We start from the raw sequence: 26,057 nt of genomic DNA, 5'->3' as shown, positions 1-26,057 counted from the left end.
AACGACGTTATCATCATCGGTCCTTAACCTCCACATCTCAGTGGCCTGAGACGGGTCAGACCACCGCACTCCACACGTCAATGATCGCGCTCGACGGGGTCACGGTGGCGAGCAGTGACAGGGTGTTGTCGATGATCGAATCGGCGTACTCCCGCGGGTATCCACTGACCGCATCCCTTGGCAGCACGAACTGATAGCCACGGTTGACCGCATCCATGACGAAGTTCGTGATCGCGATGTTCACCGACACACCCACTCCGACAATGGTTTTTATCCCGAGGTTGCGCAGCACCGAGTCGAGATCGGTGCCGGTCATCGGGCCGACCCCGTGGGTGCGAGTGAGAACGAGGTCGGTATCGAGTGGCCCCAACTCCGGCAGTAGCGAGGCTCCCTCGCTACCGGGCGTCAGGTCGGCGGTGAAGGATTTCCCCGCCGCGAACAACCGGGCGTTCGTATTGGACCCACGACCGTCGGCGCGGCGTTGGATGAGGCAATGGACGACCGTGACACCGGCCGCCCTGGCCGCGTCAAGCAACTTGGCGATGTTGGGAACGGCTTCGCGCCGGGCTTCCTCGGCCAGCAAGGGGAGGCCGGCCTGCGGCCCGATCACCCCGCCTTGGCATTCTTGGGTCACGACCGCGGTAGTCGCCGGATCGAGCAGGTCCTGGAGGCTTGGCTGGGGCATGAGAATAGACGTTATCGTGTGCCAGAATGCTCGTTTACCAGGAGGTCAGGTGGAGGCTTGGGAGCTCGAGGTGCGGGAGTCGGTGCGCCAAACCCTGGCCGACTACACCGCGGCGACGGATCGATTCGATCTCCGGGCGCTGGCAGAGTGCTTTAGCGACGACGGCGTCTTGGAGTTCACCGGACGTGCCGAACCGCTGACGGGACGCGCCGAAATCGAGGCCGGTTTGGGCGATGCGGTAGCCCAGCCTTCGAGCTCGGGCCGGCGAGCACCGACTCACGTCCGGCACCACGTTTCCAGCATCCGCTTCGGGGCGGTTGCTCCCGACAGCGTCGAGGTCAGCAGTTACTTCGCCGTCCACACCGACATCGGCCTTGACCACTGGGGACGTTACCGCGACAAGCTGGTACCGGCGAACGGCCGCTGGTTGTTCGCGCATCGTCGCATCAGCGTCGACGGATTCGCGACCGGCAGCCTGATGGCATGAGGCCAATCAGGCGGCGATGAATTCCTTGGCGAAGCCGCGCGACCGGTCGATGACCTCCGCGCGGTCGGCGCCGGCAGGCGCGATGGTCAGCCAGGTGACCCCCGCCGCCTCGAGCCTCGCGATGGTCGCGCGACGTTCGTCGGCCGATCTGCTGTCGTCCAACAGGTTTCCGGCGGAGAAGCAGATGTCCAGCGGTTCGGTGCGGCCGATTTCGGCCGCGTATTGCTTGGCCCAGTCGATGGCGAGCTCCAACTCGTCGATCGTCGAGATCTCCGCCGTGCGCGACGCCGCGGCGTAGCCGAACGTATTGAACGGCGCCCACCCCTGAGCGCGCGACACCGCACGGCGTACCGCAGGCTTGCTGTTGCCGCCGACCCACACCGGTGGCGGCGTGGTAGGCAGTGGCCGCAGCCGGACACCCCGTGCGGCGAACGACGTTCCTTCGTAGGCGATGTCCTCACCGGTGAGTACCTTGTCCAAGACGTCGAGCGCCTCGTCGAGCAGCGCGCCGCGGTTGTCGAAATCTATTCCGAGGGCTTTGAATTCGGGTTTCAGGTATCCAGCAGCGGTGCCGAGGATGAGTCGCCCCCTCGACAGCGCGGCGAGGCTTTGGATCGACTTCGCACCGAGGAACGGGTTGCGGTACGCGGCGATGTAGACATTGGTCAGCAACTTGAGCTCGGTAGTTGCGGCGGCGGCGAAGGCCAAGGCGACGAACGGATCAAGGGCGTGGTGGCCGCCGTGGTCGAGCCATTTCGCGTCGGGCGCGGGGTGGTCGGTCACGTGGACTGCTGCGAATCCGGTTGCCTCGGCCACTCGCGCGACGTCGGCGATCGCGTCGGCGGTCACGAACTCGTCGACCGCCTCGACCCGTTGGGTGGGCAGTTCGAGGGAGAAGCGAATGGTCACGAGGGTCCTTTCATTCCGGAGACGAGTGTGGCCAGGCGTTGCGCGTGGTAGTCGGGGTCGCCGAACATCAATTGGCTGGCTTTGGCGCGCCGTACGAACAGGTGGGCATCGTGTTCCCAGGTGAAGCCGATGCCGCCGTGGATCCGCATGTTGTCGAGCGCGACCTGCAGGAAGGCTTCCGAACAGACCATTTTCGCGACCGACGCGGCTGTCGGCAGGTCATCGGTGCCGGCCACGTCGGCCGCATGTCCCACGGCCGAACGAGCACCCTCGACCTGGACGAGCATGTCCGCGCACCGGTGCTTGATCGCTTGGAAACTGCCGATGGGCCGACCGAACTGGATTCGGTGCTTGGCGTAGTCGACGGCCATCTCGAGGCAGCGTTGCGCTGCGCCGACCTGTTCGGCGGCCAGCGCCACGATGGCGAGGTCCGAGGTCCGCGCCAGGAACTCTGTGGCGGCGCCATCGGCTCCAATCAACCCCGCTGGTGCCCCGTCGAACTCCAGCCGAGCCACCTTGCGGGTGCGATCGAGGCCGGACAGCGGTGTGCGGCGAACACCGTCGGCCCCGGCGCGGATCGCCAGCAGCGAGATGCCGGCGTCGGTGCTGGCCGCGACAAGGACGACGTCCGCGGTGTGACCGTCGATCACGAGCGGTGCCTCCCCGTGGATCCGGTAGGCGGCGCCGTGGCGCTCGGCCCGCAGCGTAACGGCGGCGGGGTCCCAGGCGTCGAGTCGGCCGTTGAGGATCAGCGTCGCGGTGGCGGAGCTGTCGACGAAGCCGGGGACGAACTCTTCGGCCGCCGATTCGTCGCCGCTGGCGAGAATGGCCTGTGTCCCCAGCGCCACGGTGGCGAAGAACGGGGAGCAAAGCAGCGCGCGCCCCATTTCCTCGAAGACGACGGCCAGTTCGGCCACACCTGCGCCCGCGCCGCCCCATTTTTCGGGTACGCCGATGCCGTGCAGGCCTAACTCGCCGGCCATCTGACGCCACGACGCCTCGTCGTAGCCGGTGTCCGTCGCCATCAGCTTGCGCACGGTCTCGCTGGGTGATGTGACAGTCAGGTAGTCGCGTACGACGCTGCGCAGCTCGTTGAGCTCACTCGGGGGCATGGGATCGTCTGATCCTGTTGTCCGCCAGCGATTGTGAAGGTGCCATGTCTCCTCTGTGCCGTCGCGGCCGAGCCGGCGCCGTGTACTACTCGGGCGCGTCGGCCATCCAGCCCGGGATAGCCATTGCCGAATCAGGATAGTATGTTTTCTGGAAATAGAGAATTTACATTCTCGCTTAAGGAGCAACGCGGTGACGACCAAACTCGACTACGGCATCTTTGACTGCGATACCCACTGCTACGAGACTCGGGACGCGTTCACCCGTTATCTGCCCGAAAAGTTCAGGGACCGGGCCATCACCACTGTGCGCGGGGCGGACGGCGTCGAGGTGATCCTTGCGGGGCACCGCGTCGCCACCTTCAACAGCGAGGGCGGTCTGGGTCTTGATGTCGCGTACCGGCCGGGCTCGCTCAAGGAGATGCTCAAGCAAATGGGCTCGGGCAACCCCGAGGAGTCCTACGAGCCGCAACCCATGCAACCGGAATTCGTCGAGCGTGCTGCGCGCCTGGCCGTCATGGCGGAGCAGAACATCGAGCGCATGGTCATCTATCCAAGCGGCATGGCCCTGGCCGGCGAACACTACGTCGATGACACAGCGGCACTCTATGCCAATCTCCGCTCGTTCAACCGGTGGTTCGACGAAGAGTGGGGTTTCAACTACGAAGACAAGATTTTTGCCACGGCGCTGATGTCGTTGCGCGACTTGGATTCCGCGATCGCAGAAACAGAGGCGATCATCGCGCAGGGGGCGAAGTTCGTGCTGCTGCCAACCGGCCCGGCTTACGGTCGATCACCCGGCGACCCGTACTTCGACCCCATTTACGCACGCCTACAGGAGGCCGGCTGCGTCCTGGTGTTCCACATCATGCCGTTTTGGTACTTCAATGCGATCTCGCCCGCCTGGGGACAGAACCCCGACCCCGCCTCCTGGCACATGTCGGCGTGGCAGTGGATGAACATCTACGGCCAGCGTCCGATCGAGGACACGTTGTCCGCGCTCATCTTCGACAACCTGTTCGGTCGCTTCCCGGGTCTGAATGTCCTCGTTGCCGAGCATGGGGCGGAATGGGTGCCGTTCTTCGTCAGGCACATGGACAAGAGCCGGGGCATGGGCCGCAACGGTCCATGGATCGGTGGGAAGCTGACGGAGCGGCCGTCGGCGATCTTTCGCCGTCACGTCCGTGTCGTGCCGTACCCCGAGGACGACATCCCCGCGATCGTCGGAAGCATGGGATACGACGACTGCCTGGTGATGGGCTCGGATTACCCGCACGCCGAAGGCCTGGCCGTACCGGCCGAGTTCGCCAAGCTGCTCGACCCGCTCGACGACGCGACCAAGCGGCGGATCATGCGCGACAACGCCGAGCAGCTGCTCTTCCGGAGCTGATCGCGGCATGGCTGATGAGGACCCAGCCGGCGTCGACCTCGATCTGTTGAGAGCGTCGGCGCGTCAGTTCCTGGCCGAACGCGGGGAGAGGGGAACGGTCAAGGACCTTGCGGCGATGGACTGGACCGGGCTGCTCGTCGATGAGGTCATGGGCGGCGCGGGCTGGCGTCCGGTCGAGGCGTGCGTCGTGGCCGAGGAGCTCGGGCGAGCGCAGGACGGGTCGGCGTGGTTCGGAACCACACTGGGCGCCGCGGCGCTTGCCTGCGGGCCCGAGGAGGTTAGGGAACAATTACTGCCCGGCTTGCTCGACGGCACCGTGGCGGCGGGCTTCGCCGTCCTCGACGAGCCCGCGCGGGTCATCCGCGGCGATGCGGTTGACATTGTCCTTCTGCTGGGGCGCAACGGAATTCACCTGCTGCGTGACCTGGATCGCGACCGGTTCGAGCTGGACGCAGACGTGCTGGACGTCACCAGGACGGTATGGCGTTTCGACGTGACGAACGCGCCCAGCGCCTTGATCGGATCTCCCGAACGGGCCGACCAGTTGGTCGCCGTGGCCCGGCTGCTTGTTGCCGCCGATTCCGTGGGCGGTGTGTCGATGACCCTTGAACGGTTGACCGCATACCTCAAGGAGCGCGTCGCGTTCGGTGCGCCGATCGCGAGCTTTCAAGCGATTCAGCACCGGCTCGTCGAGCTACTTGTCTTCGAGGTCAAAGCGCGCGCCGTCGTCATGAGGGCGGCGCGGGCAATTGCGTCAGCCGACGAAAGGGCGACCTTGCTGACGGCGGCGGCGCACGCGTTCGTAGCGGCGAAAGCCGCCACCGCCGTCGACGAGTGCATGCAACTGTCAGGCGGCATCGGCTTCACCTGGGAGTATCCGCTGCACCACGAGCTGCGTCGTGTCTTCACCAACGGCCATCTGATCGGCACGGCGCGCTCGAGTCGGGCGTTGGTGGCGGAGGTGTCGGGTTGGTGAGCGTCGTCGCGAGCCGGCCCACCGATGCGCAGCTGGCCGCGTTCAGGCGGCGGGTCAGGGCACACATCGCCGAGCATGCACCGGCGATCGAAGCGCGCGAAGGGCACCGGGCGCCCGAGACCGCCGAGCAGGAGGCCCAGCTGCGCGCGTGGTTCGCCGGCCTGTTCGAGGCCGGGTTCGCCGGTGCGGACTGGCCGGCCGAATACGGCGGTCGCGACGACCACCACCCGCTGCACGATCGCATCGTGAGCGAGGAGATCCTGCGCGCCCGCGCGCCACGGCCGGTCGACCAGGTCAACCTGGCCGCGCATGTCTTGTTGCACTTCGGATCCGAAGAACAGAAGCGAAGGCTGCTGCCCCCGATCCGGCGCAGCGAGCACGTTTGGTGCCAACTGCTCAGCGAACCCGATGCGGGCAGCGACATCGCCGCAGTGCGCAGCCGTGGTGTGCGGCAAGCCGACGGCAGCTGGGTCATCGACGGGCAGAAGACGTGGATCACGGACGGGCACTGGGCCGACATGGGCCTCGCCCTGATCCGCACCGACCCGGCGTCGTCGCGCCACCACGGCCTGTCGGTCTTCACCGTGCCGCTCTCGGCGGACGGTGTCGAAGTTCGTCCGATCCGCACGATCGGCGACGCGATCGAGGTCAATGAGGTCTTCCTGACTGGAGTCAGGCTCGGTGCGGAGAGTCTGATCGGCGAGGTGGGCCAGGGCTGGTCGATCATTATGGCCGGCCTGGACTTTGAACGTTTCGGCATCGGCGGCAACGTCATCTTGCTCGAACTCTTGATCGGTGATCTGGTCACCGTGGCCCGCCACGCGCTCATCGACGGCGCGCCGGCGCTGGAGTGTGATGACATCCGCCAAGAGGTGGCCGAGTTGGCCGTCGAGGTCGAAGTGGCCAAGGCGTTCATCGACGATTACGTGGAGCGGCTGATATCGGATGACGAGCAGCCAGGTGACGGTTCGATCGCGAAGTTGAGTTTCGCCGAGACATATCACCGAGTCGCGGCCTATGGCGCCGAGCTGGCCGCGTCGGTGGTTGCCGTGGGGGCTGCGAATCCTGATGTGGAACAGGCCAAACAACGCCTGCGGGAATGCTGGCTGTGGTCTCGGGCCTACACGATATCCGGTGGCAGTTCGGAGATGATGCGCAACATTCTCGCCAAGCGCCGACTGCGCCTGCCGAGCCGATGACCGCATACCCAGCCGCGCAGACCTACTGGTCCCTCGTCGAAACGGCGGCGCGGGCGCATCCCGATCGAGTGATCCTCGTCGACGACTACGGACGCACCCTGTCGTGCGGGCAGCTATGCGAATCCGCGCTGACGTGTGCAGCGGCACTGGCGCAAAGGGGAATTGGTGCGGGGACGGTGGTGTCGTGGCAACTGCCGACGACGCTGGAGACGATGGTCGTCATGGTGGCGCTGGCGCGCCTGGGTGCAGTCCAGAACCCCGTTCTGCCGATATGGCGGGAGAGTGAACTGCGTTTTGTGACAACGCAACTCGCGACAGATGTCATCATCGTGCCCGGATTGTGGCGCAATTTCGACCACACGGCGCTTGCGCACAAGATCAACGGTGACCAGTCCATGTCGGTGGTGGTCATCGACCACAATGTGCCCATCACCGGTGCACTTCGACTGCCGGCCGGTGATCCGGCAGCGCTGCCTCCACCGCCGCGCTCGGGCGAGGACCCGCGCTGGATCTACTATTCGTCGGGCACCACGGCGGCTCCGAAAGGCGCGCGGCACTGCGACCGTTCGGTCATCGCCGGCTCGGCAGGCGTCGTCGGTATCGTCGGCGCCTCCAGTAGCGACGTCAACCCGATCGCTTTTCCGGTGTCGCACATCGGGGGAGCGGCCATGCTCGCTGCGGGCCTGCATACCGGGATGCGTTTGGTGCTGTTCGACGCTTTCGATCCCGTTGAGACCCCCTTCGCCATCGCTGCGCACCGCCCGACTCTGCTGGGCAGCGCGACCCCGTTCTTCGTCGCCTTCATGGCGGCGCAGGCCAAGCACGGCGACGAACCGCTCTATCCAGATCTGCGTGGCTGCGTCGGCGGTGGTGCGCCCATCACCGCGGAGCTGGGACGCCAAGTGCGGGAGACGCTTTCGGTAAAGGGTGTGGCCAATTCCTGGGGTTTGACCGAGTTCCCGGTCGCCACGTCGCAGACACCGGACGCCGCCCCGGACGTCCTCGACCGTACCGTGGGACCGCCGGTGGCGGGTGTGTCGGTGCGGGTCGTCGACGAGGCGGAGTGCGAGGTCGGCATCGGCGAGGAGGGCGAGCTTCGCCTCAAGGGGCCGCAGTGCTTCCTCGGCTACGTCGATGAGTCGCTGAACGCGCAGGCCTTCGACGCGGAGGGCTGGTTCCGGAGTGGCGACCGCGGATTTATCGACGCCGAGGGCAATGTCATCGTCACCGGCCGGATCAAGGACGCCATCATCCGCAACGCGGAGAACATCTCGGCTCTGGAGGTTGAAGGCGTGCTCGCAACGCATCCTGCGGTAGCGGATGTCGCAGTTATCGGTGTTCCGGATGAGCTTACGGGAGAACGCGTTTGCGCCGTCGTCGTTCCGCAGTCGGGCAGTGAGATAACGCTGTCGACTCTGGCGGAGCATTGCCAGGCGCAGGGACTGAGCCGGCACAAGTCGCCCGAAAGGGTCGAGATCATCGATGCGCTGCCGCGCAACCTCACTGGAAAGGTGCTCAAGACCGAACTGCGCGCCAAGTTCGGAAGTCGGTGATCCTTCCCGACGCCCCAACGTTCTACAGGCCGATGAGCTCCTTGAGGTTGCCGCCCATCACTCGTGCTGTGGTCGCTGACGGGAGGTTCTCGAGTTCCTTGACGAAGTCCGCGGGCGCGGCCAATCCCTCGGGATGCGGGTAGTCCGAGCCGAACATCACCCGGTCTGCACCGAGAATGTCGATGAGGTGCGACATGTCCTCCTCGTGGAACGGATTCACCCACACGTGCCTGCGGAAGACATCCCCCGGGTGCTCGCTGAAATCGCGCGGCTTCTTCCGGTACACCCGATCGAACGCTTCCATCAGACGATTCGCCCACGACCCGCCGTTCTCGACCACGCCGATGCGCAGGCCCGGAAACCGCTCGAACACGCCGTGTGCGATAAACGCCGCCAGCGTGTCGAAGATATGGCGGCTCTCCTCGTAGACGAAGCCACGAAACTTCGTCAGCTGGAAGCCCTGGAACTCGTTGCCGTCCTCCCAGTCGGAGAGATAGCGGTCATAACCGGAGTCGGAGTTGTGCATCTGGACCGAGATACCCGATGACTCAACCAGCCGCCAGAAGTCGTCGAACTCGGGTAGCGCCGGCGAGCGGGACGTGCCGTCTTCCCTCGGTACTGGCGCCGGTCGGATCAGCGCAGTCCTCGCCCCGTTTTCCAGACACCATTCGAGTTCTGCGACGCCCTTAGCGGGATCGTTGAGCGAGATCGCCGGGACCGGGAAGATGCGGTCCTTGAAGTTGAACGTCCAGTCGTCAAGCAGCCAGCGGTTGAAGGCGTGGGTAACTGCGTGGGTGAGTTCGGCGTCTCCCTTGGTCCGTTCCTCGAGCATGCCCGCCGTGGTCGGGAACATCAGCGCGCCGTCAACCCCCTGGCGGTCCATCAACGCCAGGCGCAGGTCGGGACGGCGGAACTCGTCCGGACAGCGGATCGGCTCGGCAAGCTCCCGCAGTGTCTTGCCCTCCGGGTTGATCCCACGGTAGTAATCCGCCCACGCGCCCGGGGTGGGAATGACCTCGTACGTCGGGTTCGGAATGGTCTCGGTGACCACGCCGAGGATCTGCAGCTTCTTGCGGCCGTTGACGTCGATGAACTTCAGCGCCTCGGAGTACTTTTCCGGCAGATACCGCGTGTAGGCGTCGATGGTCTCGTACATGTGGTTGTCGGCGTCCCAAACTTCCACTGCATTACCTCCAGCATCGCGAGAATCTTAATTCTCAAGATAGCAGAACGGTGCTATCCGACGCGCTAGAGGTTCATGAAGTGGCCGCCGTCCACACCCAGGGTCTGGCCGGTGATGTAGCGCGCGGCGGGGCCGACGAGAAATGCGACGGCGGCTCCGATATCGCGCTCGGGATCGCCGATTCGGCCTAGGGGTACGCGCCGCGAGAGGCGTTCCTCCATCGCAGGTTCGGCTTGGATGGCCGCGGTCATTGCGGGCGAATAGGCAAGCGGCGAAACGGCGTTGACGGTGATGCCGTGGGGCGCCCACTCGCGGGCGAGGCTCTTGGCGAAGCCGCGTAGAGCGCCTTTCATCGTCGCGTACAGCGGAAGTGTCGCGCTGCCCTCCATGCCCGCGGGCGACGTCATCACCAGGAAGGTACCGCCCTGCCGCTTGAGCGCGTCGAACGCCGCGGCGGCGCAGTGTTGTGCGCCCGCGACGGACACCGAGAAGTGCTCCTCCCAGAGCGACCGGTCGACCTCGGCCAGGCGATGCGGCTGGCTGGATCTATTGCTGGTCGCGTTGTGCACCAGCGCGTCGAGCCGCCCGGTCTCGGCGACTGCGACTCCCACCGCGGCGGCGACCTGTTCCGGTGCCGTCACATCGCAACCTGCCCAGGTCCCCCGGTGGCCCCGTCCGGAGATCTCAGCCACGACATCGCGTCCGGATGCGGAGCGAGACGCGACCACGACGTGCGCGCCGTCGGCGGCAAGCGCCATCGCGATACCCCGTCCGACGCCCGCGCCCGAACCGGTTACCAAAATCGTGTGGCCGTCGAGACTCACGGCATCATCACCGACCCCCCGTCGGCGATGATCGTCGCGCCGACGACGTGAGTGACGTCGCGGCGCAGCAGGAATTTCGTTGTCTCCACGACGGCAGGGATCAGCGCGCTGTCGTCCGGTACCGCGGCGGCCGTCAAATGAGACGCATCGACCTCGCGGCCGAACAGACTCATGGGCGCGGCGACCATGTTGACCCCGATTCCTTCCGGAGCCCATTGCCGTGCAGCGGATTTGGCCATCGCCCGGATGCCTTCGATCGCCGTCGTGTAGTCCACCAGCCCGGCCGCGCCCGTCATGCCGATCGTCGGGAGGACCAGGACGATTCGTCCGCCCTTTGCCGCCATCGCGGCGTGCGCAGCCTGGAGCGCGACCAGTGCCTGCCACATCGTGTCCCCGGCGTCGGCGGATCCGTCGATCGTGGTCACGCCGCCGAACTCGTCGGCGAGCGCCCTCGAGAGCGGTTCGGCTGGGCCGACGACGATGGTGCTCACGCGCCGGCCAGCGCTGCCAGTTCGCGCTTGACGACCTTGCCGACGTCGTTGCGCGGCAACCGTTCGACGAACACGACGCGGACGGGGACGCGGTACGGGGTCAGGCGCTGCCGGCACCACGTGATCAATCCGTCTTCGGAAAGCTCGCCGTCGCTGCGCGCGACGAAGGCCCACGGGACCTCTCCGAGCCGCTCGTCGGGTATGCCCACGACCGCGGCCTCACGCACACCATCGGCGGCCAGCAGGACGTCCTCGACGGTTCCCGGGAACACCTTGAGGCCGCCGCGGTTGATCATGTCGGACACCCGGCCGTCGAGCCACAGGAAGCCGTCGTCGTCGAACCACCCGAGGTCGCCGGTGTGGAACCAGCCGTCGTCGGTGAGCCGGTCCAAGAAGGCGGGATCGATCTTGCGGGCGGCCGTCGTGGGCGTGCGCACCATCACCTCGTCGTCGGCGATCATCACGTCGATGCCGGGCAGGGGTCGGCCGACGGATCCGAGTTTGGTCTCGCCCCACTCGCGGGCGTCAGCGGCCGACCAGCCCACCACCTCGCCGCCGAGTTCGGTCTGGCCGTAGGAGTTCAGCACGATCACACCGAATTTGTCCCGGAACCGGGCCGCCTGAACGGGCGACAGGGGAGCGGTGATCGACCGCACGATCTTCAGCGGTGACAGGTTCGTGACCGAGTCGTCGTGCAGCACCATGGTCAGCGCTGCGGGCGGCAGCACGGTGGAACGCAGCTGGTGGCGCCGGACGAGGGCGGCGAAGTCACTGGGGGAGAAACGGTCCATCAGCACGACGCCCGAGCCGGCCCGGAATGCGAACAGCACCTGGTAGATGCCAGCCCACAAAGACAAGGACAAGGGCACGAGATTCGGCATGGGAGCGCGGTTGGGCTTGTTACCAACGGATTTCGCGCCACGGAGCTTCTCGAGCAGCCGGTCGATCAGATCGAGCACGGTGGTGTGACGAAGCGGCACCGGCTTCGGGGGACCTGTGGTGCCGGACGTGAACTGCAGCAGCGCGACATCGTCGTCGTACGAACGCGCGCCGGCGGGGTGTTCGGTCGATACGCTCGCAGCCCAAGTCAGCGCGTCGCCGGTAATGACCGGCAGATGAAATCCCGAGAACCGCTGTGCAAGTGACGGAGTCGTGATGATTGCCACGGGCTGCAACGTCTCCAGCTGGGTCACGATCTCGGCGTCGGCGGCCCTGGGGTTCAGCGGCGTGTACACGCCGCCTGCGCACCACGTGCCGAACAGCGCGGCGATGGTCGTGGCGTCGTTGGGCAGCATCGCGGCGACTACTTGTCCCGTCGTCAGTCCGTGTTCGGCGAGCAGCGTCCCGAGCCGACCGGCGCTGGCGGCCAGCTCGTCGCGCGACACCTCAGCGCCGAGCGTATGTACTGCGACTTCGGGCAGGCCGTCCAGCAGATCCGCGAGACTCACGAATCACCCTCTAGCGGAGCCCAGTTCGGAGCTCGCCTGTCCGCGAAGGCAAGCGGACCCTCGTTCTGGTCGGGATGCCCCCACATCGACGTCAGGTGCTTCGCACCCGCGCGGCACGCATCCGTCAGGCCGTATTCGAGTGCGCCCCACAGTGCACGCTTGGTGGCGCGCATCGCCGCGGGCGAGTTCCTGGCGATCTTTTCGCCCAGCTCCTGGGCGACCTCGCGCAGCTTTTCGGGCGGGTCGACGACCTGGCTGATCATGCCGAGCTGGTATGCCCGCTCGGCGCTGAGCCGTTCATGGCTGCCCACCAGAGCCATCCGCAGCACGGCCTCGGCGGGCATCTTGCGCATCAGCGTGATGGTCTCGAGCGCGCTGACCTGACCGATCGATACATGGGGATCGACGAAGCTCGCATTTGACGACGCGATGACGACGTCGGCGTCGGCCACCCAGTGCAGGCCGCCGCCGGCGCACACCCCGTTGACGGCGGTGATCACCGGCTTGTCGACGTTGCAGTGCCACGCCGTCAGCTTGAGGTCCAGTGTGCGCATGGTCTCCTGAAACTGCAGCACGGCCTCACCGTCCAGCTCCGCGACGTCGGCGCCCACCTGAAAGGCTCGACCATTACCGGTGTGCACAATGACCCGAACGTCGGGGTCGGCGTCTAATTCGGCCCAGGCTCTCGGGAATTCCTCTCGCATCACCACGTCGTAGGCGTTGAGGCGCTCCGGCCGGTCGTTGATGATCCAGCCGACGGGCCCATGCCGCTCAACGATCAGCCTCTGGTAGGTCATGAAACCTCCGCCGCATCCGACAGCGGCTGCCACTGCGGCCGGCGCTTTTCGCGCCACGCCCTGGCGCCCTCGCCGTGGTCGGGGTGATTGCGCAGCCGCCAGATCTCATCGGAGGCATCGGTGCGGGCCTGCGTCATACCGACCTCCAGCGAGTGCCACAGCGCCTTCTTGGTGGCGCGCATCGCGGTCGGCGAATTCGTCGCGATCGCGGCGGCGAGGCGCCCGGCCGCCGCGCGCAGCTGGTCGGCGGCCACCACCTCGGACAGAATGCCCAACTCGTAGGCGCGTTGCGCCGAGATGCGTTCGCCCTTGCCGCTCAACGCCATTCGGGTGATCGCCTCCATCGGAGACTTGCGAAGCAGCGTGATCGCCTCATAGGCGACGGCCTGGCCGAGCGACACGTGCGGGTCGACGAAAGAGGCCTGCTCGGCCGCGATCACGATGTCGGCGTCGGCCACCAGGTGCAGTCCGCCGCCCGCGCAAACACCGTTGACCGCCGCGATCACCGGCTTCCACACCCCGCAGTGCCACGACGAGATCTTCAGCTCGGCATCCCTGGTCCGGCGTGAATGCCTGCGCATTGCCGCCTTGTCGCGCGCCACCTGCACCACGTCCATTCCGGTGCAGAAGGCCTTGCCGTTGGCGGTGTTGACGATCACGCGGACGGCGGGGTCGGCCTCGAGGTCGGCCCAGGCGGATTCGAGCTCGTCGAGCATCAACGAGTCGAAGGCGTTGCCCGCGTCCGGCCGGTTCAGGATCAGCCAGCCGATACCATCAGATTTCTCCACCACCAGGCGCTGATAGCTGCTCACGAGCGCGGAATTTCCTTCCAGGGTTTGCCCTTCCATGGGTCCGGTTCCTTGGGTAACCCGAGCACACGCTCGCCGAGGATGTTCTTGTTGATGTCGGTGGTGCCGCCCTCGGTGCCGTTGGCGAGGCTGCGCATCATTCCGTGGACGTCCCGCGGCAGGGCGTCCGGGTCGTCGGTGGCCGGCCAGGCGACCGCGTCGGTGCCCAGCAGATCCACCATGAGGTCCTGGATTTGCTGGTTCAGGGTGGCCTGGTGCACTTTGCCGATCGAGGACGCGGCCCCCGGCGACTGACCGGCCGAAAGTGCCGCGCGGACACGGTCATTCGTCCAGCCGCGGATCTGCTCCTGGGCCCACAACCGCATGACTTTGTTCCGGACGACCGGGTCGTGCCATCGGCCGGTCTCGCGCGCCAGCGCTATCAGGCGGTCGGCGCCGGAGCCGCCGAGGCGGCCCATGCCTCCCGACCCGGAACCCGAAACCATCTGCCGCTCACTGGACAACGTCGATGCGCTGACACGCCATCCGTCGTTGACCTCGCCCACACGGTGCGCGTCGGGAATTCGCGCATTGTCGATGAAGACCTCGTTGAACTCCGCCTCACCGGTGATCTGGCGCAGAGGACGCACCTCCACGCCGACCTGATGCATATCGAGCAGGAAGTACGTAATGCCTTTGTGCTTGGGCGCCTCTGGGTCGGTTCTCGCGAGCAGGATCGCGAAGTCAGCCTCGTCGGCCCACGTGGTCCAGACCTTCTGGCCCGAGATCACCCACTCATCGCCGTCCCGGACGGCTCGCGTCGCCAACGAGGCGAGGTCGGACCCGGCACCCGGCTCGCTGAAGAGCTGACACCACTTTTCCTCGTTGCGCACGATCGGCGGCAGGAAACGCAGCCGCTGCTCTTCGGTGCCGTGGCTGAACAACGCTGCGGCAGCGTTGTTGAGCCCCAACGGGTTCAGCCGGGAGAGCCGCAGCGGACGCAGCACCTGATCGATCGCCCGGGCCACCTCGTTGCCGATTCCCAGACCGCCGTATTCGCGAGCCCAGGTCGGTACGACGAGGCCGGATGCGGCGAAGGCCGGGTACCACTGCCGGTACTCCGCGGGACTCCGCACCGCCCGGAGGGCGGCGGGGCCCTCGGCGGCTGCTGCGCGCCAGGAGACCGGTACCTCGGCGTCGACCCATCGCTCGACGGCCTCGACGGCGTCTGCGGTGCTGGTGGCCTCGGTGATCGGCAGCGGTGTCATGATCCTCTAGCGCCCCTGGAACTTCGCCTCGCGCTTGTCGCGGAACGCCGCCAAACCCTCTTTGAAATCCTCACTGCGGCTCGACAACTCGAGAGCCATCGCCTCGTTCTGCAGGTGACGGTCGAGGTCGAGCCCGTTGCCGCTGTGCAGCAGCCACTTGGTGAGGCCCAGCGCCACTGTGGGTGCGTCGCCGAGGCCCGCGATCAGTTCGCGCGCAACCGCGTCCAATTCGTCGGCGGCGGCCGCGCCGTGAATGATGCCCCACTCGGCCGCGGTGGTTCCGGAGATCTCGTTGCCGAGCATCAAGAGTTGCCGGGTGCGCACCATGCCGATGAGGCGGGGCAGCAGCCAGGCGGCGCCGCTGTCCGGCGTGAAACCGCGTGCCATGAAAGGTTCCCAGAACCGCGCGTCCTCGGCGGCGACGCAGAAGTCGGAAGCCAGTGCGATGTGGAATCCGAGGCCGGCCGCCCAGCCTCGCACCACGCACACGATGGGCACCTGCGTCTCGAGCATCAATGGGATGAGCCGGTTGGCCTTGTTCGGCAGCCTCCGCTGTGTGCTGCCCACCCGCGGCTTACGCTCCGAGCGACTGTTGTTGGCGATCAGGTCGGAGCCTGCGCAGAAGTCCGGTCCTTGGGCATCGATCCGGATGACACGCACCGACTCGTCGGTGCCGGCCGCGACCAAATGCGCGATCATCGCGTCGAGCATCACGTCGTTGACCGCGTTACGGCGCTCGGCACGGTCGAAGTTCAGGTGCAGGACCTGACCGTGTTGTTCGGCGCCGAGGCCGGGCACGCTGTCGTAACTCATGGCTTCAGCGCTCGGCGAACCCTGCCGACACCGCGGTCAACAGGTCGGCGAGGTTGGTCGCGCCGCCCGGCGGATCAGGTAGCCGGATGGGGCCGCGTTCGCGGCTGGGCAACAGGATCGTGGCGTGTCCGGGCGCCGTGACCTGGCCACGGTGGTTCGTCGCCGCCAATTCGAGGTCGACGGCGGGCCGGTCGCCCTCGGCGAGATATTTACGCACCACTTTTCCGGTGACGGTGTGCAGGTCGCCGACGTAGTTGAAGAGCCGAAACTCGCAGTCGAGCTTCCACAGCCAGGCGTCGTCCCCCATCCAGTCCGTGCACAGGTGGATCAGCCAGGTCTCGCGCATGCGGCCGTAGTCGAAGGTGGTGGGGTTGCCCGCATTGCGGGCCGCATCCGGTTCCCAATGCACGCGCTGCTGCACATCGGGGACACCGTGTTCGTTTGGCGTGTAGAAACGGGGAATGCGTTGCCGGTTGCGCCACGCCAGCCGCAGGGGCCGCACACCGTACATCCCGGTGCCCATGCCGACGTGCCAGCAGACCATGTCGGTGACCGTCAGCGGCCCTTTGGTCAAGGGGCCGACGTCGTCGCCCTCGTCGACGTCCTCCCACCATCGCGGTTCGGCGCCGCGCGGCGACTCGCGCGCGTATCTTTCGTCCAGTTCGGCGATCTCGTCCGGCGTCCACGACTTCAGTTCGACCGTCTCGTACTTCTTGCGTCCGCGGGCCTTGCCGCGCTCGGTGCGGATCATGTTGCGGTACTGCCCAGCCAGAATGACGCCCTCGTCGTCGCGGAACACCTGCGCCGACCATTCGTGCACGGCGCGCTCGGCGAATTCGCTGCTCTTGTCCAGCGCCGCTACCAGAGCGTTGCGCCGGAACACCCGATGATTCGCCCGCAGCGGCGCCCACCATTCCCGCGCGGAGGAGGCGTAGAAGGCGTGTACCCCGCGCAGCGGGTCGCCTTTGGTCAGCGCACGGTCCTCGTCGGAGAGCGCCGTCACCTCGTCCTCACCGATCAGCGTGTCGCCCCCCACGAGCGCCGGCGGCGCGATGGACTCGCCCCAGATGGATTTGGCCGCGTAATCCGGATCGGCCCACAGCGGGTTGGCGTCGCCGTAGCTCTCCGCCACGTGGCGGAAGCAGTCCTCGTTCGGGCGGTAGTAGTGCGGCGGCTGGGTGTGTGGAACGGCAATACCGATGGTGGCGCGCAACCGGGCCAGTCCCTCGTCGGTAATCTGACCCGTCGCCAGCATGGAAATTAAGATACCCGAAAAACGGAAACGCCGTTAACGCAGGGATGAGTCAGATGAGTGAAGAACGATCAGGCATCGTGGTAGGCGTCACCGATGGCGGGGTGCAACGAATCACCATCGACCGCGCCGATGTCGGAAACTCGCTGTCGCCCTTGGCGCGTGACGCGCTTACGGAGGCGTTCACGCGAGCGAACGACGATCCCGCGATCCGCGCCGTGCTGTTGGGCGCCACGGGTGGCCGGCACTTCTGCACCGGCGCGGGCTTGGCGCCGCAGACGGGGGACGCCGTTGCACATTCGAAACCCGTCGCCGAGAAACGGCCCGGCGAGATCGCTCGCATGCTCCAGCAGGGCTGGCAGCGGTTGGTGGCGTCGATATTGGACTGCGACAAACCCGTGGTCGCCGCGGTCAAGGGCACCGCTGCGGGGGCCGGGGTCAGCCTGGTCCTGGCGTGCGACCTCGTCGTAATGTCAACGGAGGCAAAGCTTGTCGAGGCGTTCGTGCACCGCGGGATCCTGCCGGATTCGGGTGCCATTCACCTGCTGACCAGAATTGTGGGGCTGCGCAAGGCGACCGAACTGCTGATGCTCGGCGAGCCCGTCGACGCTGTCACGTGCGAAAGGCTCGGACTTGTCAACCGGGTGACCGCAGCCGGCGACACCGACGCCACGGCGGAAGAGATCGCCGGACGCCTCGCGGCGGGGCCGACCGTGATGCTGGCGCTCACCAAGCGGTTGTTGTCCGTTTCATCGGAGTCCGGGCGCGATCGCGCCTTCGAACAGGAAGCCTGGGCGCAGGAGGTGGTGTCGCGGACCGCTGACCTGCAAGAGGGCCTGCGATCGTTCGCCGAGCGGCGCCCCCCACGGTTCCAGGGATTCTGACGCTCAGCCCTGCTCAACCGGTTGGGGGCCACCGCGAATGGTAAACGCGGAGCTGTCGTCGATCTCGTCGATCGAGGATGCCACCGACTCCGCGGTCAGCGACGTGTCCTCGATTCCCTTGGTGACACCGATGAACACCCGTGACACCTTGCCTGCGCCTACCGAGTAGATGTGCGCAGTGCGGTCGCAGCTGTGGTGTGCCAGGTAGATGACCACCGGCGTGACGAGTTCGGGGTCCATCTTCTTGCCGGCCTCGCCCATGATGTCCTCGGTCATTCGCGTGCGCGCGATGGGTGCAATGGCGTTGATGGCGATGCCGTTGCGGGCGCCCTCGATGGCAAGGACGTGCATCATGCCGACGAGACCCATTTTCGCCGCGCCATAGTTGGCCTGACCGAAGTTGCCGAAAAGGCCGGTGCCCGAGGTCGTCTGAACGATTCGGCCGTAATTCTGCTCCCGCATGACCGGCCAGACCGCCCGCGTCACATTGAAGGCGCCGGACAGGTGCACGGCGATGACCGCGTCCACCTGCTCGGCGGTCATGTTCTTGAACGCGGCATCGCGCAGAATCCCGGCATTGTTGACCAGAATGTCGATCCGCCCGAAGGCGTCGATCGCCGCCGCCGCGATCGCCGCACCGCCCTCCTCGGTGGCCACGGAGTCACCGTTTGCGATCGCGGTGCCGCCCGCGGCGGTGATCTCGTCGACCACCGCTTGAGCCGCCGACGTCGACGCGCCGCTGCCGTCCACCGAACTGCCCAGGTCGTTGACCACGACACGCGCGCCGCGGCGGGCGAGCTCGATGGCGTGGCAGCGGCCGAGCCCGCCGCCGGCGCCGGTGACGATGGCTACCTGGTCATCGAAAGTCATTGACTTCATGCGTGAGAGGTTACATTTACTAAATCGAGAGCAGACATTTGCATCGGAGGCACTCCATTGACTGGCGCCACGCAGTTGCTGCGGCATGCGCACCGGCGAGCCGAAAAGCTGCGGCCCCGGTACCGCGCGGCCGGAACCTGGGTCGGGGAGCCGGTTGACGTGGTGCGATCGGCCGCCGCACTACATCCCGACCGGCCGGCCGTGGCGGACCGCGACGCCGAACTCACCTACGGTGAGCTGGACCGGCGCATCGATTCGGCCGCACTGGCCATGGTCGATGCCGGCACAGCCCCGGGCACCGTGATCGTCCTGGTCGCCGGCAACGACGTGGACTCGGTGGTGGCCGTTCACGCGGCGCTGCGAGTCGATGCGGTGGTGCTGCTCGTGCCGCGCAGCGCCGGGCACAAGCAGCTGGCCGACATCCTGACTCGCACCGGCGCGCGGCTTGGGGCGGCGCCGAACTGGACGGCGATCAACCAGCCGGAACTATCCGTGGGTTGTCATTGGATCGAACTGGGTGACCGCGAGCGCGTCGACGCAGATCCGCCACGCCCGGCGCGGCCGGCGGACGAACCGTCGTTCGTGCTCTACACCTCAGGCACTACGGCTCGACCCAAGGGCGTGATCCATTCGCTGAGCACGTTGGCCAAGGCGTCGGCGAATTACATCACCGCAGCGGGCCTCGGGTCGGACGACCGGATCTTTCTGATCAGTCCGCTGGCGTCGGTCACCGGGGTGCTGCAAGCGCTGTTCATCGCTCCGATGCTCGCGATACCGGTGATTCTCGAGGATCGTTGGGATCGGTCGGCGACTTCGGACTTGCTGACCACCTCCGGCGCGACGTGGTATGGGGGCCCCGACCGGCTGTTGGCCCAAATGCTCGACGAGGCCGCGGCGCGCGGCGCTGAAGTCGCGCTACGCGCGGTGTATCTGGGCGGCACCATGCTGGACCGGCGGATCGTCGAACGTGTCGAAGACGAATTCGGCATCGTCGTCATGCGCGCCTACGGGTCCTCGGAGATCCCAGTGAGCACGTCGGGCATGCGGACCGAATCCCGAGAAGTGCGTCACACGGATGACGGGGTGGCGCTCGGCGACGTCGATGTGCGGGTCGGATCCATGGCCGAACCCACCGAGTGCTGCGTCAAGGGCCCGCACACTTTTCTGGGGTATACCGACGCCGCGGACGACGAGCACGCGTTCGAGGGTGAGTGGTTCCGCACCGGCGACGTGGCAGAGGTCATCGACGGGCGGGTGCGGATCATTGGCCGCATCAAAGACATCGTGATTCGCAACGGGTTGAAGATTCCGGCCACCGAAGTGGAGGAGGCCGTTTCGCGGATTGATGGGGTCCGCGACTGTGCCGCCTACTCGGTCGCCGACGACACCACCGGTGAGCGGCTGGCCGTGGCAATCGTGCCCGAACCCGACATCGAGATTTCGCTGGCAGAGGTCGCCCGGGCGCTCGTCGCTGAAGGTCTGCCGAAATACAAACTGCCGGAGGAGCTGGTGTTCTGGGACGAGCCGCTTCCCGTCAACGCGAACGGCAAGGTCGACCGCGCCAAGCTCGACGCACGATCAGCGGGGCGCCGGCGGCTCCTGGCCGACCGAGTTGCCACTACCCGGTAACCGGATGGAAAACCGGGACCAGGAATCCGTCCCCGTCGTCGCGGAAGGCAAGGACCAGTTCCATGTCGGCGCGCAGATCGTCGACGCGGCAACGCTCCAGGACGGTCATCAGCCGCGGTCCCTCCTCGAGATCCACCATTGCCAGAACGTAGGGCGTCCGCGCGTCAAAGGGTGCGCCGTTCTGGTGAATGACGCTCCACGTGTACAGCCGCGCGCGTCCGCTGGCCGGCACCAACTCCACGTCCTCGCTCCAACAGAGTGGACAGAACGGCCGCGCGTACAACGACGTCTGACCGCAGGGGCGGCAGGCGTTGACCATCAGCCTGCGGTCCTGCGTGGCTGACCACCACGCTTGGCCGTCGGCGTCGATCGTGGGCCGATCTGGAGCCGTCACTACTGCCTCCCGAGGATCATCGTGGCGCTGTGGGTGAAGAAACCACCCATCGCGTGGACACACGCCAGGCGGGCCCCGCCAACCTGGCGCGGTCCGCATTCCCCCCGCAACTGCCGCACCGCCTCGACCATGAGGAACATTCCCCGCATGCCGGGGTGGCAGGCGGCCAGCCCGCCTCCGTCCGTGTTGGTCGGAAGCGTTCCACCAGGGCGCAGGGCGCCGGACCCGATGAGCGGCCCGCCTTCGCCCTTGGCGCAGAAACCGAGGTCCTCCAGCGTCAGTAGCACGGTGGACGTGAACGAGTCATAGAGCTGGCACACATCGATGTCAGCCGGACTGACGCCCGCCTGCGCGAAGGCTCGCGGGCCCGAGCGCGCGGCGGCCGACGTCGTGAAATCGGCCCATTGGCTCATGCTGACGTGAGACGTCGCGTCGGCGGCCCCGAGAATCCAAATCGGGTCCCTCGCACAATCCTTGGCCACGCGCTCGCTGGCGAGCACCACAGCGCCGCCGCCATCGGTGCGCAGGCACACATGCTTGGAGGTGAACGGGTCGGCCAGCATCGGTGCGGCCGCGACGTCGGCCACGGTGATGCGGTCGCGCTCAAATGCGTTCTCGTTCATGGCCGCCCATTCATGGGCGGCGACGGCGACCTCAGCCAGCTGGTCGACGGTGGTGCCGAATTCGATCATGTGACGCCTGGCTACCATGGCGTATTTGGCGATCAGTGTCGCGCCGTAGGGCGCCTCGTACTGCAGTGCGCCGCCGGTGCCCATGGCGGCAGCGGACGCTCGTACCCGGCGCTTGACGTCGGAGCGCGCGGTGGACCCGTACGTCAACAGAGCGACCTCGATCTCCCCGGCCGCGATCGCGGCGGCGGCATGAGCGGCCATCACTTCCCACGACGAGCCGCCGACATTGGTCGCATCCACCCAGTCGGGCCGCAGGCCCAGGTATTCGCTGACCTCGACCGGCGGAAGCAACGTCCCGTGCCCCCCGAAACCGTCGATGTCCTCCTTCGTCAGGCCGGCATCGGCGACCGCCCGCCGCGAGGACTGGGCCATCAGCGCCATGGCGGTCTTGTCGGGGACCCGGCCGCAGTCGGACAGGGCAGCACCCACGATGGCGACGCGGTTCGACGACATAGCTCATGGTTATCACATTGCCGTCCCGCTGATAATGGTCGCTCGCAAAAGCATGGAAACCGTATTCTCGGTCCGCTACGGTGAGCCTATGACGGCGGCGTTGCGCGACGCGTTGCGGGGGGAATCGCTCGTGCTGTGTCTCGCGCTGCTCAACTCACGCACCCCCGACGTGCCTGCGGTTGCTGCGGCATGCGGGTATGACGCCGTTTACGTCGATCTCGAACACACACCGACGTCGCTGGACACGGCGCAGCTGCTCTGCGCGAGCGCACTGGGAGCGGGCATCTCCGGCCTGGTGAGGGTGCCGTCGCACGATCCCAGCCTAATCGCGCGGGTATTGGATTGTGGGGCAGTGGGAGTCATTGTCCCGCATGTTAATTCGAGGGATGAGGCGGAGGCCGTCGTGCGCGCCGCGCGGTTTCCGCCGATCGGCCATCGGTCGATCTCGGGCTTCAACGCGGTCAGTGGATACCAGCCACTGACTGCGACGCAACTTGTGGAGCTGTTGGAACAACGCACAGTCGTGGCCGTGATGATCGAGACCCCGGAAGCTGTCGATGCATCGGATGCCATCGCCTCAGTGGAAGGCATCGACATGATCCTCGTCGGACCGAGCGATCTGACCGCCGAAATGGGCATTCACGGGCAGTACGAGAATCCACATTTCCAAAGTGCAGTAGAATCGGTTGCGGCGGCTTGCCGTAGTCACGGCGTGGCGCTCGGGATGGCCGGAATAAAGTCCCTTGAACTGCTGAATCGGTTCGTGGGACTTGGATTGCGGTTCATCTCGGCGGGGACTGACATCGGGATGATGACCGAGGCGGCCACAGCGCGAGCGCAAGCGCTCCGTGGGCTGGACAAGTCACCGCGGAAACCGATTTGACGAACGAAACCGAGAGCGGAAGCGACGCCAACACATCAGGAGGACCGGATGCCGACAGCCATCTACACCGAACCCGTCACCGACCCAATGGCGTGGACAGGCGCCGACTTCACGAGCAAGGAAGACTTCGCCTTCGACCTGTCGGCCCGCAATGTGGCTGCGCTGGAATCGATCTTGGCCAAGACCGCGCATAAGGACCGGGATGACATCACGCCGGAGGACGCCCGACACCCAGACCTCGACGATGATCTGGCGCGGCTTTATCGGGATCTGATGTTCGGCAAGGGCCTGGCGTGCGTGCGCGGCTTCCCCGTCGAGCAGCACTCGATCGAGGATCTCGAACGGATTTACTGGGCGTTCTGCACCCACCTCGGATATCTCGTGTCTAACAACTCCTTTGGGCACCGGATGGTGCGCGTCCAGGAGGAAATCCTGCCCGGCGGCGTGCAACCCGCCCGCGGAACCAAATCCCGCGCCGAGCTGGCGATGCACAACGATGCCGCAGACATCCTGTCGCTGCTGTGCGTATATCCCGCGGCTGAGGGCGGAGAGAGCCAGTTCGCCAGCGGGCCCGCGGCCCACAACCGGATTCTGGCGGAACGCCCGGACCTGCTCGGCGTGCTGTACCGCGGTTTTCCGCACCATCGGCGCAGTGAGCAGCCCGACGACCAGCCCGACGTGACGCCCTACGACGTGCCCGTCTTCTCCCAGATCGACGGACGCATCTGCATCAACTTCACCTACAGCAGCATCCTTCCCGCCATGCACGCGCTCGGCCGCGAGTTCACGCCGGAGGAGACGGAGGCAGTGGAATTGCTGCGCACCATTCTGATCGAGCAACAGGTCGAGTTCCGACTGGAATCCGGTGAGGCCGCGGTGGCGAACAACTTCGCGATGTGCCACTCGCGCTCGGACTTTGTGAGCAGCAACGACCCGAAGAAGGCGCGCTGCTTCCTGCGGGCATGGATGGAGGTGCCGCGCGAAGACCGGCGGCTGCCGATCGGCCGCGAGTACTTCCACATGGAGAACAAGGACCTGCGTCTCGGGTACGACGTCGTCGAGGGCCGGGACGGGGCCATTGCCCGCAACGACTACAAGAACGTCAACGCCGAACTGGCCGAGATGTTCAAGGCGGCGCAAGCGAAACCCAAAGTCAAGAACACGTGAGCGTTCGCGCTCGTCTGGTCTACGAACGGTGGACCGATCCCGTTGCTGGCGACATCCTCGAAGTCGGTGACATCGATCTGGTCAAGCTCGACTTGGACGCTGCCGACGAGAAGGGCTGGGCCGCCCTGGAATCCGCGCACGGATACCAAGTGGCCACCCGCACCGATGTGGCCGGATACACCGATGGTGCACAGTGGCTGGCAGGGCCGGCACTGGTGCGGCGTTGTGAGAAGCTGCTCGCCGTGTGCTCGGCCGGCGCAGGGTATGACGTTATCGACGTCGACGCGTGTACGCGGGCCGGAATCGCGGTGTGCAACAACTCCGGCCCCGGCGCGGAGGCGGTCGCCGAGCACGCCCTGGGTTTCATGCTCGACCTGGCCAAGAAGATCACGGCCGCCGACCGGATGCTCCGGGCCGGCGCGCTGAGTGACCGGTTGGTCCTGCGGGGGAGTCAGCTACTGGGCAAGACGCTCGGCATCATCGGGCTCGGGGCTATCGGGGGCCGCCTCGTCGAGCTGTGCGCGCCTTTCCAGATGGAGGTCCTGGTTTTCGACCCCTACCTCGACGAGGTCAGCGCACATTCGCGCGGGGTGCGAGTCGTCACACTCGCCGAACTCCTCGGGCGATCGGATTTCGTACAGGTGACGTGCCCGTTGACCGCTGAGACGCAGGGACTCATCGGCAAGGCGCAGTTCGCGGCGATGAAGCCGACCGCGTTTTTCATCACCACTGCGCGCGGACTCGTCCACGACGAAGCCGCGCTGCGCGAAGCACTCACGAGCGGAGGCATCGCGGGAGCGGCGCTCGATGTGTTCCACGAAGAACCGCCCCGCCGGGACAACCCCCTGCTGCATCTCGACAACGTGATCGCGACGCCGCATACCGCGGGAATCACCGTCGAGGCCGCACGCGACCTCGCCGTCGCCACCGCCAAGCAGTGGCAGACGATATTCGCCGGCGGTCTGCCGCCACGCCTACTGAATCCCGATGTCTGGCCTCGCTACTCCGAGAGATTCAAGGACATCTTCGGATTCCGTCCAAGCGCCACAACGGCTTTGGAGAAGGGGGGCCGCGCCCGGTGACACAATACGACACGATCGAGGTGGAGGTCAGGGATCACACCGCGTGTGTGACCCTCAACCGCCCCGAGGTGCTCAACGCGATCAACGACGAGATGATCGCCGAATTGACGGTGGCCTACGCGGAAATCGAACGATCGCAGGATATCTGGACCGTCATCATCACCGGTGCCGGTCGTGCCCTCTGCGTCGGAGCCGACGTCAACAAGGCCGCCGACCACGACATGGAGAACGCGGCGGGAATCGACAATCAGGGCGAGCCCATCCTCAGCTCGATGCGGCAATGGGACGCACCGCAGGAGGCGACGCCGCCGTGGCTGCAGATGACCAAGCCGATCATCTGTGCGGTCAACGGCATCGCGTGCGGTGCCGGGATGGACCTCGTGACCACCGCGGACATCACCATCGCCTCGGAGCGCGCGACATTGATGGATCCGCATGTCAGCATCGGCGTCACGTCCGGACGCGAAGGGGTCAGGCTCGCGAGGATCCTGCCGCTGCCCGTCGCGATGAGACTGATCTTGATGGGCAAACACGAACAACTCGACGCGCAGCGCGCCTATGACCTGGGTGTCTTCACCGAGGTGGTCGCGCACGACGCACTGATGCCGCGAGCCTGGGAAATCGCCGACATCGTGAACTCCAATGCGCCGCTTGCGGTCCGGGGCTCACGGATGGCTGTGCGCAAGGGCCTGACGCTGCCCATCTACGAGGCCGAACTGCTCGCCGAGAACTACCGCATGAAGGTCGCCCTGACGAAAGACGCCGTCGAGGGGCCGCGTGCCTTCCTCGAGAAGCGCAAACCGGATTGGAAAGCTCGGTAGC

At 66.3% G+C, this 26,057-nt stretch carries 26 protein-coding genes; 11 read left to right on the top strand and 15 right to left on the bottom strand.

Features of this window, described 5'->3' with window-relative positions; genetic code table 11:
• Positions 1-55: 55 nt before the first annotated feature.
• Positions 56-685: a cysteine hydrolase gene (locus A9X00_RS04735; RefSeq protein WP_067149740.1), complete on the bottom strand. Its 630-nt coding sequence runs from the start codon at positions 683-685 to the stop codon at positions 56-58.
• A 49-nt stretch (positions 686-734) separates the two neighbouring features.
• Here A9X00_RS04735 and A9X00_RS04730 point away from each other — a divergent pair, with 49 nt between their 5' ends.
• Positions 735-1,172, top strand: a complete 438-nt coding sequence (locus tag A9X00_RS04730; RefSeq protein WP_067149738.1) for a nuclear transport factor 2 family protein — start codon at positions 735-737, stop codon at positions 1,170-1,172.
• A gap of 6 nt (positions 1,173-1,178) precedes the next feature.
• On the opposite strand, the gene A9X00_RS04725 is transcribed toward A9X00_RS04730, so the two are convergent.
• Together A9X00_RS04725 and A9X00_RS04720 are read right to left on the bottom strand one after the other, a co-directional pair.
• Positions 1,179-2,081, bottom strand: coding sequence for a TIGR03619 family F420-dependent LLM class oxidoreductase (locus A9X00_RS04725; RefSeq protein WP_067149736.1), 903 nt, complete (start codon positions 2,079-2,081; stop codon positions 1,179-1,181).
• Positions 2,078-3,193, bottom strand: a complete 1,116-nt coding sequence (locus A9X00_RS04720; RefSeq protein ID WP_067149735.1) for an acyl-CoA dehydrogenase family protein — start codon at positions 3,191-3,193, stop codon at positions 2,078-2,080. Before A9X00_RS04720 ends, A9X00_RS04725 begins: the two co-directional genes overlap by 4 nt.
• 190 nt (positions 3,194-3,383) lie before the next feature.
• Here A9X00_RS04720 and A9X00_RS04715 point away from each other — a divergent pair, with 190 nt between their 5' ends.
• Genes A9X00_RS04715 through A9X00_RS04700 form a run of 4 tightly spaced genes read left to right on the top strand, consistent with a single transcriptional unit; the run spans position 3,384 to position 8,308 of the window.
• On the top strand, positions 3,384-4,580 hold the full coding sequence (locus A9X00_RS04715) for an amidohydrolase family protein (RefSeq protein WP_067149734.1): 1,197 nt from the start codon (positions 3,384-3,386) through the stop codon (positions 4,578-4,580).
• Between the two features lie 7 nt (positions 4,581-4,587).
• A complete protein-coding gene (locus A9X00_RS04710) occupies positions 4,588-5,556 on the top strand; it encodes an acyl-CoA dehydrogenase family protein (protein ID WP_067149733.1) in 969 nt (322 codons plus the stop codon).
• On the top strand, positions 5,553-6,755 hold the full coding sequence (locus tag A9X00_RS04705; protein ID WP_067149727.1) for an acyl-CoA dehydrogenase family protein: 1,203 nt from the start codon (positions 5,553-5,555) through the stop codon (positions 6,753-6,755). The genes A9X00_RS04710 and A9X00_RS04705 overlap by 4 nt, the downstream gene beginning before the upstream one ends.
• Positions 6,752-8,308 (top strand): class I adenylate-forming enzyme family protein, encoded by a 1,557-nt coding sequence (locus tag A9X00_RS04700; protein WP_067149717.1) that lies wholly within the window; start codon positions 6,752-6,754, stop codon positions 8,306-8,308. The genes A9X00_RS04705 and A9X00_RS04700 overlap by 4 nt, the downstream gene beginning before the upstream one ends.
• A 22-nt stretch (positions 8,309-8,330) precedes the next feature.
• Here A9X00_RS04700 and A9X00_RS04695 read toward each other — a convergent pair whose 3' ends face one another.
• The 9 genes from A9X00_RS04695 to A9X00_RS04655 all read right to left on the bottom strand — a co-directional run bounded on the left by A9X00_RS04695 (position 8,331) and on the right by A9X00_RS04655 (position 17,175).
• Positions 8,331-9,464 (bottom strand): amidohydrolase family protein, encoded by a 1,134-nt coding sequence (locus tag A9X00_RS04695; RefSeq protein WP_067149930.1) that lies wholly within the window; start codon positions 9,462-9,464, stop codon positions 8,331-8,333.
• 92 nt (positions 9,465-9,556) lie between these two features.
• Complete coding sequence (locus A9X00_RS04690) at positions 9,557-10,315, bottom strand: SDR family NAD(P)-dependent oxidoreductase (protein ID WP_067149716.1); 759 nt, start codon at positions 10,313-10,315, stop codon at positions 9,557-9,559.
• Positions 10,312-10,740 carry an SDR family oxidoreductase gene (locus A9X00_RS04685; protein WP_232006668.1) on the bottom strand — a complete coding sequence of 143 codons (429 nt, stop codon included), beginning with the start codon at positions 10,738-10,740 and terminating at the stop codon, positions 10,312-10,314. The genes A9X00_RS04690 and A9X00_RS04685 overlap by 4 nt, the downstream gene beginning before the upstream one ends.
• 62 nt (positions 10,741-10,802) lie before the next feature.
• The gene (locus A9X00_RS04680) at positions 10,803-12,254 is read right to left on the bottom strand and encodes a class I adenylate-forming enzyme family protein (RefSeq protein WP_067149714.1); all 1,452 of its coding nucleotides are present in this window, start codon (positions 12,252-12,254) and stop codon (positions 10,803-10,805) included.
• Positions 12,251-13,051: an enoyl-CoA hydratase/isomerase family protein gene (locus A9X00_RS04675; RefSeq protein WP_067149712.1), complete on the bottom strand. Its 801-nt coding sequence runs from the start codon at positions 13,049-13,051 to the stop codon at positions 12,251-12,253. The genes A9X00_RS04680 and A9X00_RS04675 overlap by 4 nt, the downstream gene beginning before the upstream one ends.
• Positions 13,048-13,863: an enoyl-CoA hydratase/isomerase family protein gene (locus tag A9X00_RS04670; RefSeq protein WP_067149708.1), complete on the bottom strand. Its 816-nt coding sequence runs from the start codon at positions 13,861-13,863 to the stop codon at positions 13,048-13,050. The genes A9X00_RS04675 and A9X00_RS04670 overlap by 4 nt, the downstream gene beginning before the upstream one ends.
• A complete protein-coding gene (locus tag A9X00_RS04665; protein ID WP_067149706.1) occupies positions 13,860-15,107 on the bottom strand; it encodes an acyl-CoA dehydrogenase family protein in 1,248 nt (415 codons plus the stop codon). The genes A9X00_RS04670 and A9X00_RS04665 overlap by 4 nt, the downstream gene beginning before the upstream one ends.
• A 6-nt stretch (positions 15,108-15,113) precedes the next feature.
• Complete coding sequence (locus A9X00_RS04660; RefSeq protein ID WP_067149704.1) at positions 15,114-15,920, bottom strand: enoyl-CoA hydratase/isomerase family protein; 807 nt, start codon at positions 15,918-15,920, stop codon at positions 15,114-15,116.
• A gap of 4 nt (positions 15,921-15,924) precedes the next feature.
• Positions 15,925-17,175 carry a hypothetical protein gene (locus A9X00_RS04655; protein ID WP_067149702.1) on the bottom strand — a complete coding sequence of 417 codons (1,251 nt, stop codon included), beginning with the start codon at positions 17,173-17,175 and terminating at the stop codon, positions 15,925-15,927.
• A 44-nt stretch (positions 17,176-17,219) separates the two neighbouring features.
• Here A9X00_RS04655 and A9X00_RS04650 point away from each other — a divergent pair, with 44 nt between their 5' ends.
• A complete protein-coding gene (locus tag A9X00_RS04650; protein WP_067149700.1) occupies positions 17,220-18,056 on the top strand; it encodes an enoyl-CoA hydratase/isomerase family protein in 837 nt (278 codons plus the stop codon).
• A gap of 3 nt (positions 18,057-18,059) precedes the next feature.
• Here the strand turns inward: A9X00_RS04650 and A9X00_RS04645 are convergent, their stop codons facing one another.
• Entirely contained in the window at positions 18,060-18,935 is an 876-nt protein-coding gene (locus A9X00_RS04645; protein WP_067149698.1) for an SDR family NAD(P)-dependent oxidoreductase, read from the bottom strand.
• Positions 18,936-19,043: 108 nt separating this feature from the next.
• On the opposite strand from A9X00_RS04645, the gene A9X00_RS04640 reads away from it, so the two are divergent.
• Positions 19,044-20,564, top strand: coding sequence for a class I adenylate-forming enzyme family protein (locus A9X00_RS04640; protein WP_082974689.1), 1,521 nt, complete (start codon positions 19,044-19,046; stop codon positions 20,562-20,564).
• Here A9X00_RS04640 and A9X00_RS04635 read toward each other — a convergent pair.
• Together A9X00_RS04635 and A9X00_RS04630 are read right to left on the bottom strand one after the other, a co-directional pair.
• Positions 20,554-20,958 carry a Zn-ribbon domain-containing OB-fold protein gene (locus A9X00_RS04635; RefSeq protein ID WP_067149694.1) on the bottom strand — a complete coding sequence of 135 codons (405 nt, stop codon included), beginning with the start codon at positions 20,956-20,958 and terminating at the stop codon, positions 20,554-20,556. The genes A9X00_RS04640 and A9X00_RS04635 overlap by 11 nt on opposite strands.
• Entirely contained in the window at positions 20,958-22,103 is a 1,146-nt protein-coding gene (locus A9X00_RS04630; RefSeq protein ID WP_067149692.1) for an acetyl-CoA acetyltransferase, read from the bottom strand. The genes A9X00_RS04635 and A9X00_RS04630 overlap by 1 nt, the downstream gene beginning before the upstream one ends.
• 52 nt (positions 22,104-22,155) lie before the next feature.
• Between A9X00_RS04630 and A9X00_RS04625 the strand changes: the two genes are divergently transcribed.
• The 4 genes from A9X00_RS04625 to A9X00_RS04610 are packed head-to-tail and all read left to right on the top strand — an operon-like array spanning position 22,156 to position 26,056.
• Complete coding sequence (locus tag A9X00_RS04625) at positions 22,156-22,986, top strand: HpcH/HpaI aldolase/citrate lyase family protein (protein ID WP_067149927.1); 831 nt, start codon at positions 22,156-22,158, stop codon at positions 22,984-22,986.
• Positions 22,987-23,034: 48 nt separating this feature from the next.
• On the top strand, positions 23,035-24,153 hold the full coding sequence (locus A9X00_RS04620; protein WP_067149690.1) for a TauD/TfdA family dioxygenase: 1,119 nt from the start codon (positions 23,035-23,037) through the stop codon (positions 24,151-24,153).
• Positions 24,150-25,235, top strand: a complete 1,086-nt coding sequence (locus A9X00_RS04615; protein WP_067149688.1) for an NAD(P)-dependent oxidoreductase — start codon at positions 24,150-24,152, stop codon at positions 25,233-25,235. Before A9X00_RS04620 ends, A9X00_RS04615 begins: the two co-directional genes overlap by 4 nt.
• Entirely contained in the window at positions 25,232-26,056 is an 825-nt protein-coding gene (locus A9X00_RS04610) for an enoyl-CoA hydratase/isomerase family protein (protein WP_067149687.1), read from the top strand. Before A9X00_RS04615 ends, A9X00_RS04610 begins: the two co-directional genes overlap by 4 nt.
• Position 26,057 lies beyond the last annotated feature (1 nt).

The sequence above is a fragment of the Mycobacterium sp. 1245805.9 genome (genome assembly GCF_001672915.1).
In the GTDB taxonomy this organism is placed as follows: Bacteria; Actinomycetota; Actinomycetes; order Mycobacteriales; family Mycobacteriaceae; genus Mycobacterium.
Note: the sequence above shows the minus strand (reverse complement) of the source record. Positions and strands in the feature narration are given on the sequence as shown.